Origin of the sequence: Hamadaea sp. NPDC050747 (assembly GCF_040654195.1) — a bacterium.
Classification (GTDB): Bacteria; Actinomycetota; Actinomycetes; order Mycobacteriales; family Micromonosporaceae; genus Hamadaea.
This window is the reverse complement of the sequence record NZ_JBFAHM010000010.1, coordinates 240,154-257,415: the sequence shown is the minus strand read 5'-3', so window position 1 is coordinate 257,415 and position 17,262 is coordinate 240,154. Positions and strand designations below refer to the sequence as shown.

The following is a 17,262-nucleotide window of genomic DNA, read 5'->3' as shown; positions in this document are numbered from 1 at the left end:
CCCACATCCCATGTCCTGTAGAGTGCACGTTAGGGGTCGATCCCGTCCCCGGTCAAGAGGAGATGACCTGGAGATGTCCGCGATGTTTCAGGCCGATCGGAACGGGGACGGTCAGCCCACCAAGGTACCCGCGAATCGCGTTCCCGCTGCTAGAGGGCGTCGAAGCCGATCCGTCGAGGTCCAGGAGGCGGTGAAGGGCATCATCCTTCAGCGCGGTTTGAGCACCGGCGACCCGCTGCCGACCGAGTCTGAATTGATGCAAGAACTGGGCATTGGACGCAATTCCGTCCGGGAAGCCCTGAAAGTCCTGCAAGCCGTGGGGATCGTCGACATCCGGCACGGATTCGGGATGTTCGTCGGGCGCATGTCGCTCAACGGGCTGGTGGACGAGCTGGCCTTCCACAGCCGGATGACCATGCCCGAGGAACGCAACCACCTCGGTCACCTCATCGAGATCCGCGAGGTGCTGGAGAGCGGCCTGGTCGTGCTGCTGATCGAGCGGGGGACCGGGGCGCCGAAGCTGACCGACGCGCTGGACGCCATCGTGCAGATGGAGGCGGAGGCGGCCGCTGGCGAGCCGATCGCCCCCGAGACGGACCGGCGGTTCCACGACGTCCTCTATCGGCCCCTCGCCAATCCCCTGGTGGGCCAGCTGCTCGGCGCCTTCTGGGAGGTCTACCACCAGCTCCGGGACGACCTCGGCGCGCCCGACGAGGCGCCCGCCGACGTGGCTCGCAAGCACCGCGACATCTACGAGGCGGTCCTGGCGGGCGACCCGGTCGCGGCGGCGGCCGCGATGCGGGCGCACTTCGCCGGCGTACGCTCCCGGCTCGCCCGCATCGCGGCCTGACTACCTGCAAAGCGCTGGATCAGGGATCCGGGTCGAATCTTGGCTCAAGATTCGACCGAGATCCCTGATCCAGCGCCATGAGAGCGCAGCGAGCGCGCGGGTAGCAGGGGTCAGCGGAGGGACTGGACGGGGACGCGGTGGAACTCGATGCGCTCGTTCGCGCCGAAGTCACCCGTCTCGTAGAGGACGCCGACGGTGTTGGCGTCGACCTGGACCAGGTCGGAGTAGGCGGCGGGGAGACCCGAGAGGGCGAGCGCCGGGGTGAAGGTGATGCCCGAGTCGTGGCTGATCCGGATCGTCAGCACCGCGCGGGCGGCCGGGTCGGCCGGACCCGAGTACAGCAGGGGCGCGTTCGGGCCGCGGAGCTGCAGAACGCTGCCCTCCACGACGGGACCGGCGATGGTGCCCTGCGGGTGGAACGGCTTCACCAGCGTCGCGCCACCGTCGGCGCTGTACGCGTCGGCCCGCGTACCGGGGGCGGTGCCGTTGTGGTCGCGGGTGTTGAAGTAGACCCGGCCGTCCGGTAGCTGCGTCGCGGTCGTCTCGTTGACGTTGACGTAGTTGTCCGGGTTGTCGTCGACGTAGCCGATCTGCCAGGTCGCGCCGTCGTCGTCGCTGTACAGCGAGTGCCCGCCGTAGTACTTGGCCTCGGCTCCGGTGTCGGCCGACCCCGCCGGGGGAGCGATCGAGTGGTTCGCCGGCACGACCAGGCGGCCCTTGTGCGCTCCGACGGTCAGCCGGGTGGCGTGGCCTGGCGCGGTGGCGTACCAGCGCCAGTTGGCGAGCTTGGTCTGCGCGGTGATCTCGGTGGGCGCGGACCAGGTGGCCCCGTCGTCGTCACTGTGCTGGACGAAGACGCGCCGGGACTGTTCCGCGGTCACCTCGCCGCGCAGGATCATGGCCTCGGTCGCGGTGCCCGCGTTGAAGGTCGTGAGCAGGACGATCCGGCCGCCGGTGGTGACGACGGGGGCCGGGTTGCCCGCGGTGTTGTTCGCGTTGTCGTGCACCACCTGCAGCGGCCCCCAGGTGCAGCCGCCGTCGGTGGACCGCTTGAGCACGGTGTCGATGTTGCCCGCGTCGCCCAGGCCGCCGACCCGGCCCTCGGCGAAGGCCAGGACGTCGCCGTTGGCGGCGGTAATCACGGCGGGGATGCGGAACGCGCTGTAGCCCTCCGTGTTCGCCGTGTACGGCGTCGACGTGACGCATTTCGTCTGGTCGGAAGCGGCGGCGGGCAGGACGCCCGCCGTCAGGGCGCCGGCGGCGAGCAGGCCGGCGCCGGTCAGTTTCCAGATGCGCAAGGGTGGACTCCCTCCGAACGGGACATGGGATGTCCCACGTTTCAGCGACGTTAGGCCTGGATGTCGGAACGGTCAAGAACAACTCTGGTGGACATCCCACGTCGGACATAGGATGTCCGGCGACCCACTCCATTCCCGAAAGGCACGAGATGAGGTACGCACGCCGCGCGGCCGCCCTGGTCGGCGCGCTGGTGCTCCTGGCCGCCGGGTTGGCCGCCCCGGCCAGCGCCCAGGATCAGGGCACGCCCTTCTTCGACGAGCAGGTCATCTATCCGCAGAAGAGCATGGGCTACTTCTGCTTCCGCATCCCCGCCCTGGTCCGGGCGGCCAACGGCGACGTCCTGGCGTTCGCCGAGGGCCGCGTCAAGGACTGCGGCGACGACGAGGACATCGACATCGTGCTACGCCGATCCACCGACAACGGCCACACCTGGGGCCCGCTGCAGGTGGTGTCGGAGGGCAACGGCAGCACGCACGGCAACCCGGTCCCGATCGTCGACCGGAACACCGGCCGCGTCGTGCTCGTGAGTACGCACAACGGCCCGGCGCCGTGCACCAACGGTTGCCTGCGACTGCCCTACGTGCAGGCGAGCGACGACAACGGTGCGACGTGGTCCGCGCCGCGTCTCATGTCGGAGGGCACGAAGCCGGAGTGGAACTTCTGGTACGCCACCGGCCCCATGCACGGCATCCAGCTCACCCACGGGCCGCACGCGGGACGGCTGATCGTCGGCGCGAACCACGAGACCTACGACGGCGTCGGTGACCACCTCTACGGCACGCACCTGCTCTACAGCGACGACAGTGGCGTGACCTGGCACATCGGGGCGACCAGCGCCTTCACCGACGGCACGATCATCGCCCAGGAGGTGACCGTCGCCGAACTGCCCGACGGCCGGATCTACGCGCTCGCCCGGGAACGCGGCACCGACCCCGGGCACCGGGCGGTGGCGTACAGCAGCGACGGGGGCGAGACCTTCGACCGTCCCTTCTCGACGATCGACCTCTCGATGCCCGACGTGCAGGGCTCGGTCCTGCTCTCCGGCGATCGCCTGCTGTTGTCCGCGCCGGCGCATCCGGTCGCTCGCGAGGTCATGTCGGTCCGTGCCTCCTTCGACGGCGGGCTCACCTATCAGCCCTGGCAGGAGGGCAAGGTCTTCTGGTGGGGGCCGTCGGCGTACTCGGACCTGGTCCCGCTGGCCGATGACCTGACCGGTCTCGCCTACGAGGCCGGGGTCGCGACGCCCTACGAATCCATCCGATGGGCTCGGTTCGACGACGCGTACCTGGCGACGCCGAACGGGACACCGCCGGGGATTCCCGGACCGCCGGCACCCGGACCGACGACGCCGGACGCCTCCTACAACGCCAACGTCGCCTACGTCCGGGGCGGCGCCTCGGTCACCGACGGCCGGTTCGGCGAAGGGCTAGCCCTGGACGGCGTGGACGATCGCGTCGAGGTCCCGTTCGACGAGTCGATCGACCTCGGCGGCGACGACTTCACCCTGATGACCTGGTTCCGGTACGCCGACACCACCGGCAATCACTCGCTGCTGTGGGCGTACCGGACGGGGAGTGGCACGACTCCGCAGATCTGGCTGCGCGCGGAACCGGGGTCCAACCGGATCCGGGCGCTGATCATGGTCGACCGCTTCAACGTCACCGTGCAGTCCGCCGGGGCGTACAACGACGGGGCGTGGCACCACGTCGTGCTCCAGCGGGTCGACGGCCAGTTCAAGCTGGGCATCGACGGGACGACGGTCGCGTCGGCCGCCGTGCCGCCGGGCTCGGTCACCGACGGCAAGGAGTTCGGCGTCGTCGGTCTGCACATCGGGCAGCGGGTCGACGGGGCCGACCGGTTCCGCGGCACCCTCGACGAGGTACGCGTCTACCAGCGCGCGCTGTCGGCCGAGGAACTCGACCTGATCCGGACGCGCAACCTGCCGATCGGCGGCCGGCTCGGACTGCGGCTGCCGCTCGACTGCGTCACCGCCGCCTGATCCGCCCCCGGACGGCGCTGGATCAGGGATCTCCGTCGAATCATCGGCCAAGATTCGACCCGGATCCCTGATCCAGCGCCGAAAACCAGGGTCAGGCGGTGGATTCGGCGCGGGCGATGCGCGCCTTGACTCCGCGGAAGTGCTGCCGCATCGCCTCGGACGCGGCGACCGGGTCCTGGGCGCGCAGCGCGTCGACGATGCGCCGGTGGTTGGCGACGATGTCCTCCATCACCGAGTCGGGCGCCCCGAGGATCGGCTCGACCTGGTGGTAGACCTGCCAGAACAGGTCGATGAGCTGGAGCACCAGCTCGTTGCCGCTGCTCTCGTAGAGCAGGGCGTGGAAGGCCCGGTCGGCTTCCAGATCGGTCTGCATGGCGGTGACCAGGGCGTCCAATGCGGACAGCCGGGACGCCGTGGTGGTGCCGGCGACCCGTGCGATCAGGCCGGTCTCCAGGATCTCCCGGATCTCGACGAGGTCGTGCAGCGCCTTGACCGCGCCTTGGGAGCCGGACCGGATCCGGAACTCCAGCGACGGGCTCAGCACGTCCAGCGACGCCTTGCCGACGAAGGTGCCGAAGCCGTGCCGGATCTCGACGATTCCGAGCGCCTGCAGAGCCCGGACCGCCTCGCGTACGCTGTTGCGGCTGGCCCCGAGCAGGTCCATGAGCTGCGGTTCGGTCGGCATCGCCTCGCCGGGGACGAGACCGCGATCGTGGATCAACGCCACGATCCGGTCCTGAACGGTTTCCCCGCTGCGCCTGGCCATGTGACCCCTCCCGACATCCCACCTTGTCGGTACAGCAATTTACACCGCGTACGCGCTTGACGGCGGGCCGTGGTTTACCTAGTTTCGACACGTGAGGCAGGACATCCCATGTCCTACGACCACTACTTCGTTGAGGTATTCATGAACCGAATCCATTACGGCGGCGACTACAACCCCGAACAGTGGTCGCCGGAGGTCTGGGCCGAGGACATGAAGCTGATGACCGACGCCGGGGTCTCCCTCGTCTCGGTCGGCATCTTCTCCTGGGCCACCGTCGAGCCCGCCCCCGGCGCGTACGACTTCGGGTGGTTCGACCAGGTGATGGACAATCTGGCCCAGCACGGGGTCGGGGCGAGCCTGGCCACGATGACCGCTTCGCCGCCGCCGTGGCTGTCGGTGAAGCACCCCGAGATCCTGCCCGAGCGGGCCGACGGCACCCGGCTCTGGCCGGGCTCCCGGCAGCACTACTGCCCGTCCAGCCCGATCTACCGCGAGTACGCCGGCCGTCTGGTCGAGCAGCTCGCGCAGCGGTACGGCGACCATCCGGCGCTCAAGATCTGGCACATCGGCAACGAGTACGGCTGCCACACGCGGCAGTGCTTCTGCGACGTCTCGGCCGAGGACTTCCGGCGCTGGCTGCGCGACCGCTACGGCGACATCGACGCATTGAACGAGAACTGGTCGACGACGTTCTGGTCGCAGCGGTACTCCGACTGGGCCGAGATCTTCCCGCCCCGGGCGACGCCGACCTTCGGCAACCCGGCGCACAAGCTGGACTTCGCCCGGTTCAGCGACGACGCGATCCTCCAGTGCTACCTGGTCGAACGGGACATCATCCGGCGGCACACGCCGGAGGTGCCGGTCACGACGAACTTCATCGGCCTGGTGCACAAACCGATCGATTCCTACAAGTGGGGCGCCGAGCAGGACGTCGTCAGCCTCGACAGCTACCCCGACCCCTACGATCCGCGGTCGCATGTCGAGGCCGCGTTCGGCTACGACCTCATCCGCTCGGTCAAGGGCGGGCAGCCGTGGCTGCTCATGGAACAGGCGCCGAGCGCGGTCAACTGGCGGCAGCGCAACGCCCCCAAGGCCCCCGGCCTCATGCGGCTGTGGAGCTGGCAGGCCGTCGCCCAGGGCGCGGACGCGGTGCTGTTCTTCCAATGGCGCCAGGCCGTGGGCGGCGCCGAGAAGTTCCACTCGGCGATGGTCCCGCACGGTGGGCCGGACACCCGGACTCATCGGGAGGTCCAGGCCCTGGGCCGGGAACTCGCCGCGGTGTCCGAGATCTCGGGCTCAGTGGTACGCGCGGAGGTCGCGATCCTGCACGACTGGGACAACTGGCGTGCGGTCGAAGGAGACGCCCATCCCGGCGTCGTCGACCTGCTCCCGGCGCACCGGGCGCACTTCGACCCCCTCTTCGACGCGCACGTGACCGTCGACGTGGTGCACCCGGCGACGGATCTCTCGGCGTACAAGCTGGTCGTCGTCCCGAACCTGTATCTGATGAGCCAAGAGGTGGCCGCGGCCCTGACCCGATATGTCGCGGGCGGCGGGACCCTGGTGGTCTCGTTCTTCACGGGCATCGTGGACGAGCAGGAGCGCGCCTACCTGGGCGGGTATCCCGCGCCGCTGCGCGAGGTGCTGGGCCTGAAGATCGACGAGTTCTGGCCGTTGCCGGTGGGCGGTTCCATCGGCGTGGACGGCGGCACCGGCACGATCTGGTCGGAGTGGATCGAGACCGAAGGCGCGCAGACCGTCGCCACCTTCACCGAAGGCGAGCTGGCCGGCCGCCCGGCGATCACCCGGCACGAGTACGGCGACGGCGTGGCCTGGTACCTCGGGACGCGGCCGAACCCGGCGCTGATGCGCAGCCTGCTCGACCGAGTACGCGCCGAGGCCGGCGTCGAACCGGTCCTGCCGGGGCTGCCCGACGGCGTGCAGGCGATCGTCCGCCACGGCGCGGAGGCGGAGTATCTGTTCCTGCTCAACCACTCCGGGGATGCGGTGACGGTGACACTGCCGTCGCCGGCGGTCGACCTGGTCGGTACCGGTACGCCGGGGACTCCGGTGACGTCGGTGTCGCTCGGCGCTCGCGGAGTCGCGGTGCTCCGCCGCTGACGCGCCTCTTTCCTTCGCTCTGCCGCGCCCTTTCGGCGCTGGATCAGGGATCTCGGTCGATTTTGCGTGATGATTCGGCCGAGATCCGTGATCCGGTGCGGAGGAAAGCGCAAGAAAAGGGCTCGCCCGCGTGGCCACGGGGGAAGCCATGCGGGCGAGCTACGCCGCAGACGTTACACCTATGCCGCGTCCCGCGCCACGGCTGCAACCGCAGATACCGTTTCCACTTTTCGCGTTGTGAGATCTACGGTGAAGATCCCGCGATCGTCCGGCGTATGGCAGATGACCTGGCCCCGGGGATTCAAGCGATCATCGGCCGTAAAGCGTTCGGAAAGCTCGCTTTCCGCCGAGTCCGAGCCGGCGTCCGCCGCGATCAAGAGTGCGGCGATCTCGTCGGCCAGGATGACCCGGGGGTCCTCAGAGGACACGTCATCCGCGAAGTTCCCAGTCATCGCGCCGAAGGCGTCCCACAACAAGATCTCCTCGCGATACCGATGGGCCAGCTCGATCAGGACGTAGTCGAAGATGAACCACGGCCCGCCGATCGGCAGGTCCGGCCCGATGCCGTACTTCCAGGGGTCGACCTCGCCCCGGCGGAACGCCGTCCACACCTCGGCCGCCGTGGCGAACGGCGCCCCGGTCGCGGGTCGCGGCATGTCCTGGACGTCGAAGGGCCAGTCCGACGCGGGGTCGAGCTGGCTGTCGACCCAGACCCAGCGGTCGCCCGTCCAGTACTCCACGACGACGTGGTCGTGGTGGTAGTTCTCGCGGAAGTAGTCGGCGAAACCGATGCGGCTGCGGGCCGGAATGCCGTGCTGCCGCAACCCGGCCACTGTCAGGAGGGTGTAGTCGCGGCAGCAGCCGAGCACCCGATCGGTCGCCGCGCGCGGCTCGGCGAGGGCGTACGGGTGACGCTCCTGGTCGGTCGCCAGGATTCGCTCGACCCAGCGATTGTTGATCTCCAGGAAGTGCTCGTCCGGCAGCTGCTCGCCGGAGTGTCGATAGTGGATGACGGTGTTCCGGACGGCGGCGGTCAGCCCCGGGATGTCGGCCGGCAAGGCGTCGAGCAGGGGACCGAAACGGCCCGGATCGGTGTACGCGGAGTGCGACGCGTACTGAGTTTCAGGGTGGCTCAGCATCGGAGGATCCTTTCGATCGGCTGGGCGACGTAGGCGAAGGGGTCGTCGTCGCCCGCCTCGTCGAAGCAGGTGAAGTAGATCTCGCGGGACGGCCCGAAGGGGCTCAGCTCGGCCTCGCGGACGAACCGGGCGACAGCGTCGTACGCGTGCAGAATCCGGGGATACAGGCATTCGCGCTTGGTGACGGTGGCGTACGCCTGAATCTGGGCCGGCTCCACCCGGATGGTGATGTTCGCCGTGGGTTCGGCCGGGCCGGTGAACGGTACGCACACCTCCACCGGCGCCTCGCTGTCCGGGGTCACCATGCCGTGATAGATCCACCACTCGTCCCGGCCGAACTGGAGCCGCCCGGTGTCACCGCCGCTCGCCGCGAGGTGTTCCCGGATCTCGGCGGCGGCGGTGCTCATGGTGTCGACGAGGGTGGTCTGGTCGACTTCGCGGCGGATCGCGGCGACCTTCGTCTCCGGGGTCGACCGGGTCGCCACCCAGTACTCGGGGCGCTGCGGATCGGCGCTCAGCCACTCCGACCGCAGATACTCGACCAGCTCCCGGCGTACGCGGTGCTGCTCCTCCTGGCTGTTCCACCACCGCAGCACCCGGCGCTCGATGCCGTCCGCTGCACCGGGCGCGCCGTCGATCACCTCGGCCACCGTCGCCAGCGGCATGTCGAGGCGGCGGAGGAGCGAGATGAGCTTGGCGCGCTCGATCTGCTGCGGTGCGTACAGCCGGTAGCCGTTGGACGGGTCGACCTCGGCCGGTGGCAGCAGCCCGGACAGGTCGTACAGGCGCAGCGCCTTGTGAGAGAGGCCGGTGCGGCGCGCGAACTCGCTGATGGTGAGGGCCGCGCGGCGGGTGTCGCGGTGCATGGGGCAAGTCTGCACCCGGCCCCAGGGGCAGAGTGAAGCCAGATTCAGTACGCCTCGCCGACGACTTCCTCCGGCGTGTGCTCGGCCGTACGCGCACCCGCGTTGAGCCGGGCCCAGAACACGCCCTCACCGATGCCGTGCGCCATGAGCTTGCCGAACAGCAGGAAGGCCAGGACGCCCACGGCCAGCACGGCCGCGCCGACCCAGAACGGCGACGCGGGCGTGGAGTGCTCGACCAGCAGACCCGCCACGACCGGGGCAGGCGCGGCCGCTCCCCAGCGGACCAGGTTGAACGCGCCGGTGGCGACCCGGCGGTCGGCCGAGCCGAGGCCCAACGCGAGGTCGGTGAGCAGAGCGTTCGCCAGACCCATGCACAGCCCGGAGATCACCAGGATGACCAGCTTCTCCGGGGTCGTCGTCGACAGCGCGAAGCCGACCAGGCACAGCAGCAGCCCGGTGAGGGCGATGCCGACCGTCTGCACCGCGCCGATGCGGTGGGCCAGCCGGTGCCCGATGCCGAGGATGCCCACGGCCAGGCCGAGCCCCCAGCCGGTGAAGGCCAGGCCCAGCGGCACGACGTCGAGATGCAACGCCAGCGGGGCGTACCCGAGGACGATGAAGAACGCGAAGTTGTAGGTGGCGGTGACCGCGCAGAGCGCGATGAACGCCTTGCGCTGGAACGTCTGCCCGATCGCGGCCAGCTTCACCGGCGGCTGCTTGGCCGGTTCGCGCAGCCGGGTCGAGGCGACCGCCAGCGCGATCAGCATGAAGACGCCGCAGGCGAAGAACGGGAGCCGCCAGGAGACCTCACCGAGCAGGCCGCCGATCAGCGGGCCGGTGGCGAAGCCGAGGCCGAGCGCGGTCTCGAAGAGCCCGACGACCCACTCGCGGGACTTGGCCAGGGCGATCATGATGACCATCGCGGTCGCGAAGAACATCGCGTTGCCCAGGCCCCACACGCCGCGCAGGGTCGCGAGCTGACCGATGTTCTGGCTGAACGCGGCCAGGATCGCGGCGAGGCCGACGGTGGTGACCCCGGTGATCAGGACCTTCTTGAACCCGAACTTCCCGGTCGCGAGCACGGCCGGGATCATGCCGAGGCCCATGACCGCGATGTACGCCGTGAACAGCAGCTCGACCTGCCAGGGCGACACCCCGATGGCCTCGCCGATGGCGGGCAGGATCGGGTCGACCACGGCGATCCCGGCGATCGCCAGGTACGCCGCGATGGCGGTGGCGTAGATCGCGCCACGGTTGGGTTCGTTCCGCCGTTGCGACATCGGCGCGCCTCCCGAAGAATATCTGTATCGTACAGCTAACTAACCTGTATCATACAGCTATGTCGGACCGGCGGGAACTCGAGACGATCGAGATGGAAGTGGCGTTGCTCATGCGGCGGGCCGAGGCGACTCGGCGAGCGGGCGATCAAGCCCCGCACCGCGCCCTCGACCGGGCGGCGTACCTGCTGTTGCGAGGGCTTGCCGAGCACGGCCCGGCCCAGATCAACGCCCTCGCCGAGGCGCTCGGGCTCGACGGCTCGACGGTGACGCGGCAGGTCAGTGCGCTGGAGCGGGACGGGCTTGTGGAACGCAGCCGGGGACCACAGGACGGCCGGGTGATTCTGGTGAGTCCGACCCCGGCCGGGCTCGTTCGGGTCGAATCCGTACGCCGCGCCCGGGTCGCGCTCTACGAACAGATCCTCGCGGACTGGGACGACGCCGACCGGGCGGCGCTGGGCCGGCTGCTGACGCGGCTCAATCAGGACATGGACGCGGTCATCCGCGCCCGTTAATTCGGCGCCTTCTGGGCAAGATCATTGCGCCAGCCAAGTGCCTTCGGGCGGCGAAATGTCCGCTGAAACCACTTGGCTGGCGCAATGATCACGCTCGCGGGTCAGTGGGCGCGGGGGCGGTCGTAGCCGGCCGGGATCGTCATCGGCCACGTCCAGCTCGGATCGGGCCGGTAGTCCGTCCACGTTCCGTCGAACGGGAACTCGCCCGCCTCGATGACCTTCGTCATGCGTACGCCCTCGGCCCGGACGGCGTCGGGATCGGGCACCCAGTAGTGCTCGGGAAAGGCCAGGCGCTCGGAGAACTCGTCCTCGTCCTTCCACGACCACGTCCGGTCGGGCCACACCCAGATGTCGAGGTCCTGGTCGGTGGTGTCGACCCCGGCTAGCTCGCCGTCGGACCAGAGGACCGAGGGCTCCTCGAGGTTGACGTACCAGCCGCCGAAGTTCTGCCGCCCGTCCCAGAAGAACCACACCGAGTGGGCCGAGGCCGGTCCCGGGGTCTGCGGCGGGATGAACATCAGCATGTCCGGCCCGTAACGCACCATCGGCCGCAGCTCTTCGCGCCGGGTGATCCACTCCGCGTAAGGCATGTCGCGGATCCCCTCGCCGGCTTCGGAGAGGCTGATCAGGATCGGCGTGCCGTGCGCGATCCAGAGCAGTAGGCCCCGCTCGTCGTGCTGGACGACCCGGGCCAGCTTGAGGAAGACCAGGCGCTCGCCGACGAACCCGCGATGGAGGAGGAGCTGACCCGGCGCGAACACCTGTCCAGCGTAGTCGATCTCACGGGATGGGAGGTGCCGCGTCTGGTGTCCGTTTTCCCAGGTCAGAACCGGTTGGGGGCTGAGACACATTTAGTAATTGCCCCTGTACAACGCGTAATCGAGTCGCCAGACTGGTCGGATGTATTCGGGGGAGACAGCGACGCAACGAGGCGGATGGCGCTGGGTGGGCCGGGTGGCCCGCCGGGAACTGCCGGCCGTCCTGCAGATCCTCGCCGCCGGTGGGCTGGCGATCGTCGTGGCGGTGCTGCTCGGCTTCGACAAACCGATCGGGGCGCCGCTGTTCGCGATCACGACGCTGGAATTCGTGTGCGCGCGCCATCGGCGGGCGATCGCCGTGTTCTTCTTCGGCCTCGGCTTCGGGCTGGCCATCGCGGCGGTCGCGTCGGGATACCGGTCGTTCGACCGGATCGTGCTCGACCTCGTCGTGGGTGTCGCGGTCGCGATGGTCGTCGCGTTCCTCACCACTCCCCGCAACGCGACGCGCCAGGTGAACGCGTCGCTCGAACCACTGCTGAACACGCTGACGGTGAACGTGCGGACGATCGCGGGCGCGCTGCGTACGCGGGACGCCGAATCGGCCCGGGGCGCCGTCTACGCCCTCGTCGACACGGAGAACGACCTGCGCCGCCTGAACGAGGTGCTGCTGGCGACCCGGCGGTCGGCGGCGATCACGCTCTGGACGACCGGGCAGGACCTCGACGCGTACGCGGCCACCGCCCGCGAGATCGGGTACGCCGTCCGCAACATCCGGGTGATGGCCCGGCACGCCTGGTGGGGCGTACTGCACGGGGGCGAGCCGGTGCCGGTGGCGTTGCCGCCGATGCTGGAGTCCCTGGCCGACGGCGTCGGGCTGCTGCGTGACGAACTCCGTCGCGACGGCACGCTCCGGGTGGCGCAGCCGCAGCTCGTCTCGGCCGCCCGCTGGATCGACGTGATGCGGAACGAGCGCCTCGGTCTGGCGAGCGCGGCGGTGGCGGCCGACGCCGACGCGGCGGTGCTGAATCTGCTCATCGCCACCGGCATCCCGCTGGCCAAGGCGGATGCACTGCTCAACCATGGCAAGCCGGAGGCGGCGCTGACCGAGCGGCGGTTAGAGACCGCCCTCGCCGCCTGACCTACCTCGGCACCGGATTGGCGGCGGATCTGGCGCTGGATTTGGCGCTGGATCAGGGATCCGCGTCGAATCTTGGATCAAGATTCGACCGGGATCCCTGATCCAGCGCTGACTCAGGCGCCGGGTCGGGGCTGAGCCGGGCGCTGAGTCAGGTGGGGCTGACTCAGGCGAGGCCGTGGCGGACGGCGTACAGGGCCGCCTGGGTGCGGTCGTCGACCTCCAGCTTCATGAGGATCGCCGAGACGTGCGTCTTCACCGTCTTCTCGGCCAGGTGCAGCTCACGGGCGATCTCGCGGTTGGACCGGCCGAGCGCCAACTGCTGGAGGACTTCCCGCTCGCGGACGGTCAGCTGATCCAGCCGGTCGCCGGAGACCCCGGTGCTCAACGCGGCGGCGATCGCCGGCGGCAACACGACGTGTCCAGCGTGGACGGTGCGGATCGCGTTCGCCAACGCGGCCGGGTCGACGTCCTTGGCGACGCAGCCGGCCGCGCCCGCCCGGATCGCGGGGAGGACCGAGGGCGCGTCGGTGAAGCTGGTGACCACCAGCACCTTCGCGTCGCTGCCCGCCGTGCGGAGCCGTTTGATCGCCTCGACGCCGTCGACCCCGGGCATCTTGAGGTCGAGCAGGATGACGTCCGGCCGCGTGGCCGACGCCTGCTCCACGCACTCCGCGCCGTCGCTCGCCTCGCCGACGACGGTGATGTCGTCATGAGTCTCCAGAAAGACGCGCAGCCCACGGCGTACCACTGCGTGATCGTCCGTGAGCAGGACGCGGATCTCAGCCACGGGGAACCTCCAGGGTGACCGTCGTCCCGCCGCCGGGACGCGACGTGACCGTGAGGGCCCCGCCCACCCGGCGCGCGCGCTCGCGCATGGAGGACAGGCCGAGCCGGGCGTTGGCCGCGGCCGGGACGCTCGTGTCGAAGCCGGTGCCGTCGTCGGTGATCGTGCAGACCACTCCGCGACCGCCGTCCGCGAGGCGAACCACGACCACCGTGGCGGACGCGTGCCGCAGTGCGTTGTGCAGCGCCTCCTCGGCGACGCGCAACACGACCTCCTCCACCGCCGCGGTCAGCTTGCCGGTCAGCTCGGCCACGAACTCCACCCGGGCCTCGTGCACCCGGTCGAGCAGGGTTACCCGCCGCCGCAACGTCTCCACCAGCCCGGTGTCGGCCAGCTCCCGCGGCCGCAGCTCGGCCACGATCTGACCCAGCTCCTCGGTCGCCTGCGCCGCCAACCGGCGGATCTCCTGCAACTCGGTCTCGGCCCGCGCCGGATCCTTCCGCACGTACGCCGCCGCGGCCTCGGTCGTCAGGCGCAGGCTGAACAGCTTCTGTGCCACCGCGTCGTGCAGTTCCCGCGCCACCCGCTGCCGTTCCTCGAGCAGCGTCAGCTCCCGGCCCTGCTCGTAGAGCCGGGCGTTGGTCAGCGCGATCGCCGCGTGCGCCGCCAGCACCGCGAGCAGCCGCTCGTCGTCGGCGGAGAACTCGCCACTGCGCCGGTTGGCCAGGAACAGCGCGCCCAGGATCTCCTCGCCGTCGGTGACCGGTACGCCGAGGAAGCCCTTGAGCACCGGATGCGCCGCCGGCCACCAGCCGAACCGAGGATCCTTGCGGACGTCGGGCAGCCGCTGCGGCTTCATTTCGCGGAGCATCACGGCGAGGAGCCCGTGCTGGCGGGGGAGCGGGCCTATGGCGGCCCACTGCTCGTCGGACACTCCGTCGACCACGAACTCGGCGAAGCCGCCCTGATCGTCCGGTACGCCCAGCGCCGCGTACTCGCAGTCGAGGAGGGAACGGGCGGCCTGCACGATCGTCTGCAGCACCTCGCGTACGGATCTATGCCGGCTGACCGCCAGCACAGCGGTGCTCAGCTCGTCCAGGGTGCTGCGTTCGTCCACTCGTTCACCGTAGCCGCGGTTCGGGCGTGATCATCGCGTCAGCCATGCTGTCACAACGGGCATTTCGCACCGCGAAGCAGCATGGCTGGCGCAATGATCACACAAGGGCCTAGGTCCAAGGACCTAGGACGGCGGCGGCTCAGGACCGATTCGCGTACGCGCCGCAGTCCATAGCGTCGAGACATGCCTATCGCGATCATCACCGGGGCAAGCCGCGGGCTCGGCCTGGCGCTCACCCGTACGCTGTCGGCCGCCGGCTGGAGCGTCGTCGCCGACGCCCGCCACGACACCGACCTGCTCGGCGCCGTCTCGGAGCTGCCCAACGTCGTCGCCGTCACCGGGGACGTGACCGACCCGGCCCACCGGACCGAGTTGATCACCGCCGCCCGGAAACAGGGCGGGCTCGACCTGCTCGTCAACAACGCCGGTGCGCTCGGGCCGAGCCCGTTGCCGTCGGTGGCGGCCGTTCCGGAGCAGGCGCTGCGGGACCTGTTCGAGGTCAACGTCATCGCTCCGGTGGCGCTGACTCAGGCGGCGTTGCCGCTGCTGCGTACCGGGCGGGGCGTGGTGCTCAACGTGACCTCGGACGCCGCCGTCGAGGCGTACGCGGGATGGGGAGCCTACGGCGCTTCCAAAGCCGCCCTGGAGCACCTGGGCAAGGTCCTCGGCGTCGAGGAGGAGACGGTCACCGTGTGGCAGGTCGACCCCGGCGATCTGCGTACGCGGATGCACCAGGACGCCTTCCCCGGCGAGGACATCTCCGACCGGCCGCTGCCGGAGTCGGTCGCCCCCGGCCTGCTCGGGCTGCTCGCGCAGCGTCCGCCGTCGGGCCGCCTGCGGCTGGCCGACTGGATCCCGGCCGACACGGTGAGTGCATGAGCGCGTTGTGGGTGCCGTTCGAGGTGGCCGACTTCGACCGCAGCGCCGACCACTACGGCCGCCTGTTCGGCCTACCCGTCATCGACCACTGGAAGCGCCCGGGGGAGCAGGGCGCGGTCTACGACGTGGGCGGCGGCCGCCTGGAGATAGTCCAGACCACTCGGCCGGCCAGACCGCCGGGTGTGGCTCTCGAACTGCCCGACCGGGCCAGCGTCGACGCCGTGCACTTCGCGGCGGGACCGGCGGCCGAGTCGGCTCCCGAGACGTTCCCTCGCGGGCACTACGGTTTCGTGCTCGCCGACCCCGACGGCAATCGCGTACTCGTTTGGACGGAAGCATGACCGCGACGCTGGAGTTCACCCTCGCTCCGGAGCTGGAGGCGCACGAGCCGCCCGAGGCCCGGGGACTGGCCCGCGACGAGGTGCGGCTGCTGGTCGGCTCGGCCGACGGCGTGCGCCACCACCGGTTCACCGACCTGCCGTCGCTGCTCAGGGCCGGAGACGTGCTCGTCGTCAACACGTCGGCGACGATGGCGTCAGCAGTGGACACTGTGGACAAGGACTTCGTCGTGCACTTCTCGACCCGGCAGCCCGACGGGCGATGGGTCGTCGAGGTGAGGCGGCCGGTCGACGGCTCGACTCAACCGTTCTTCGGCGGCCGGGGCGGGCAACGGCTCACCCTGTCGGGCGGCGTCGTCGTCACGTTGGCGGAGGCCTATTCGGATCGCCTCTGGATCGCCGAGGTCTCCGTCGACTCGGTGCCACGCTATCTCCGTGCCCATGGCCGTCCGATTCGCTACTCCTATGTGGAACGCGATTGGCCGCTGTGGGCGTACCGCAGTGTCTTCGCGATCAGCACTCCCGACGACCGGGAGGGCAGTGCGGAGATGCCGAGCGCGAGCCGGCCCTTCACCGAGGCCCTGGTGACCCGCCTGGCCAGCCGGGGTGTGGTGATCGCGCCGATCACCCTGCACACCGGAGTGGCCTCCCCGGAGGCACACGAGCGGCCGTACCCCGAGCGGTTCGAGGTGCCCGAGACCACCGCGCGCCTGGTCACACAGGCGCGCGCGGCCGGTGGGCGGATCATCGCCGTGGGCACGACCGCGGTCCGCGCGCTGGAGACCGCGGCCCGAGCCGACGGGTCGGTCCAGGCCGCGGCGGGCTGGACCGACCTGGTGGTCACGCCGGACCGAGGGGTACGCGTCATCGACGGCCTGCTCACGGGGTTTCACGAGCCACGCGCGTCCCACCTGCTGATGCTCTCCGCGATCGTCGGTGCGGACCTGCTGTCCACCTGCTACCGGGAGGCCGTGGAGCACGGCTATCTGTGGCACGAGTTCGGCGACCTGAACCTGTTGCTGCGCTGAGAAAAAGGGGGACGCCGCAGTCAGCGGCGTCCCCCTTTTCGCTGGGCTACATGTTCATGGCGTCCTTGGCCTTCTGGCCCATCTCGGAAGCCTTGTCCTTGGCCTTCTCGCCCATGTTCTTGGCCTTGCCCGACATCTCCTCCGACTTGCCTTCGGCCTGCATTCGCTCGTCGTCGGTCATGTCGCCCATTTGTTCCTTGGCCTTGCCCTTCCACTCCTGGGCTTCATTGCGGATCTTGTCGTCCATACCCATGGCCTTCAGACCTCCTCAAGGCTCGGTTACCGCGGGATTTACCCCGGCCTCGCCCGGCTAACCTCCGGTGCGCCCGGATAAATCGGGCAAATCGCGCGAGCGATCCGGATTGTCGGAGTGGGCTGGCACGATCCG

General features: G+C 69.8%; 17 protein-coding genes. 8 read left to right on the top strand and 9 right to left on the bottom strand.

Translation table 11 applies throughout. From position 1 onward, the window contains the following. Positions 1-10: 10 nt before the first annotated feature. Positions 11-850: an FCD domain-containing protein gene (locus AB0H43_RS24915; protein ID WP_360003151.1), complete on the top strand. Its 840-nt coding sequence runs from the start codon at positions 11-13 to the stop codon at positions 848-850. A gap of 110 nt (positions 851-960) precedes the next feature. Here AB0H43_RS24915 and AB0H43_RS24910 read toward each other — a convergent pair whose 3' ends face one another. Further along, positions 961-2,148: a sialidase family protein gene (locus AB0H43_RS24910; protein WP_360002844.1), complete on the bottom strand. Its 1,188-nt coding sequence runs from the start codon at positions 2,146-2,148 to the stop codon at positions 961-963. Between the two features lie 149 nt (positions 2,149-2,297). Between AB0H43_RS24910 and AB0H43_RS24905 the strand changes: the two genes are divergently transcribed. Next, positions 2,298-4,148 carry a sialidase family protein gene (locus AB0H43_RS24905; RefSeq protein WP_360002842.1) on the top strand — a complete coding sequence of 617 codons (1,851 nt, stop codon included), beginning with the start codon at positions 2,298-2,300 and terminating at the stop codon, positions 4,146-4,148. 91 nt (positions 4,149-4,239) lie between these two features. Here AB0H43_RS24905 and AB0H43_RS24900 read toward each other — a convergent pair whose 3' ends face one another. Beyond that, complete coding sequence (locus AB0H43_RS24900; protein WP_360002840.1) at positions 4,240-4,914, bottom strand: FadR/GntR family transcriptional regulator; 675 nt, start codon at positions 4,912-4,914, stop codon at positions 4,240-4,242. A 141-nt stretch (positions 4,915-5,055) separates the two neighbouring features. Between AB0H43_RS24900 and AB0H43_RS24895 the strand changes: the two genes are divergently transcribed. Continuing rightward, complete coding sequence (locus AB0H43_RS24895; RefSeq protein ID WP_360002838.1) at positions 5,056-7,035, top strand: beta-galactosidase; 1,980 nt, start codon at positions 5,056-5,058, stop codon at positions 7,033-7,035. 179 nt (positions 7,036-7,214) lie between these two features. On the opposite strand, the gene AB0H43_RS24890 is transcribed toward AB0H43_RS24895, so the two are convergent. Genes AB0H43_RS24890 through AB0H43_RS24880 form a run of 3 tightly spaced genes read right to left on the bottom strand, consistent with a single transcriptional unit; the run spans position 7,215 to position 10,320 of the window. Beyond that, on the bottom strand, positions 7,215-8,174 hold the full coding sequence (locus tag AB0H43_RS24890) for a transglutaminase domain-containing protein (protein ID WP_360002836.1): 960 nt from the start codon (positions 8,172-8,174) through the stop codon (positions 7,215-7,217). Continuing rightward, positions 8,168-9,040, bottom strand: coding sequence for a MerR family transcriptional regulator (locus AB0H43_RS24885; protein ID WP_360002834.1), 873 nt, complete (start codon positions 9,038-9,040; stop codon positions 8,168-8,170). The genes AB0H43_RS24890 and AB0H43_RS24885 overlap by 7 nt, the downstream gene beginning before the upstream one ends. A 44-nt stretch (positions 9,041-9,084) precedes the next feature. Then, the gene (locus tag AB0H43_RS24880) at positions 9,085-10,320 is read right to left on the bottom strand and encodes an MFS transporter (protein ID WP_360002832.1); all 1,236 of its coding nucleotides are present in this window, start codon (positions 10,318-10,320) and stop codon (positions 9,085-9,087) included. A gap of 59 nt (positions 10,321-10,379) precedes the next feature. Between AB0H43_RS24880 and AB0H43_RS24875 the strand changes: the two genes are divergently transcribed. Further along, positions 10,380-10,832, top strand: coding sequence for a MarR family transcriptional regulator (locus tag AB0H43_RS24875; protein ID WP_360002830.1), 453 nt, complete (start codon positions 10,380-10,382; stop codon positions 10,830-10,832). A 101-nt stretch (positions 10,833-10,933) separates the two neighbouring features. Here AB0H43_RS24875 and AB0H43_RS24870 read toward each other — a convergent pair whose 3' ends face one another. Then, complete coding sequence (locus AB0H43_RS24870; protein ID WP_360002829.1) at positions 10,934-11,593, bottom strand: DUF402 domain-containing protein; 660 nt, start codon at positions 11,591-11,593, stop codon at positions 10,934-10,936. Positions 11,594-11,732: 139 nt separating this feature from the next. Here AB0H43_RS24870 and AB0H43_RS24865 point away from each other — a divergent pair, with 139 nt between their 5' ends. Continuing rightward, the gene (locus AB0H43_RS24865; RefSeq protein WP_360002827.1) at positions 11,733-12,728 is read left to right on the top strand and encodes a hypothetical protein; all 996 of its coding nucleotides are present in this window, start codon (positions 11,733-11,735) and stop codon (positions 12,726-12,728) included. A 163-nt stretch (positions 12,729-12,891) separates the two neighbouring features. Here AB0H43_RS24865 and AB0H43_RS24860 read toward each other — a convergent pair whose 3' ends face one another. Further along, positions 12,892-13,515: a response regulator transcription factor gene (locus AB0H43_RS24860; RefSeq protein ID WP_360002825.1), complete on the bottom strand. Its 624-nt coding sequence runs from the start codon at positions 13,513-13,515 to the stop codon at positions 12,892-12,894. Next, positions 13,508-14,629, bottom strand: a complete 1,122-nt coding sequence (locus tag AB0H43_RS24855; protein WP_360002823.1) for a GAF domain-containing sensor histidine kinase — start codon at positions 14,627-14,629, stop codon at positions 13,508-13,510. Before AB0H43_RS24855 ends, AB0H43_RS24860 begins: the two co-directional genes overlap by 8 nt. Positions 14,630-14,812: 183 nt before the next feature. On the opposite strand from AB0H43_RS24855, the gene AB0H43_RS24850 reads away from it, so the two are divergent. Genes AB0H43_RS24850 through AB0H43_RS24840 form a run of 3 tightly spaced genes read left to right on the top strand, consistent with a single transcriptional unit; the run spans position 14,813 to position 16,874 of the window. Continuing rightward, the gene (locus tag AB0H43_RS24850) at positions 14,813-15,508 is read left to right on the top strand and encodes an SDR family NAD(P)-dependent oxidoreductase (protein WP_360002821.1); all 696 of its coding nucleotides are present in this window, start codon (positions 14,813-14,815) and stop codon (positions 15,506-15,508) included. Next, the gene (locus AB0H43_RS24845; RefSeq protein WP_360002819.1) at positions 15,505-15,849 is read left to right on the top strand and encodes a VOC family protein; all 345 of its coding nucleotides are present in this window, start codon (positions 15,505-15,507) and stop codon (positions 15,847-15,849) included. The genes AB0H43_RS24850 and AB0H43_RS24845 overlap by 4 nt, the downstream gene beginning before the upstream one ends. Then, a complete protein-coding gene (locus tag AB0H43_RS24840; protein ID WP_360002816.1) occupies positions 15,846-16,874 on the top strand; it encodes an S-adenosylmethionine:tRNA ribosyltransferase-isomerase in 1,029 nt (342 codons plus the stop codon). Before AB0H43_RS24845 ends, AB0H43_RS24840 begins: the two co-directional genes overlap by 4 nt. Before the next feature lie 46 nt (positions 16,875-16,920). Here the strand turns inward: AB0H43_RS24840 and AB0H43_RS24835 are convergent, their stop codons facing one another. Continuing rightward, positions 16,921-17,121 carry a CsbD family protein gene (locus AB0H43_RS24835; protein ID WP_360002814.1) on the bottom strand — a complete coding sequence of 67 codons (201 nt, stop codon included), beginning with the start codon at positions 17,119-17,121 and terminating at the stop codon, positions 16,921-16,923. Between the last annotated feature and the right edge of the window lie 141 nt (positions 17,122-17,262).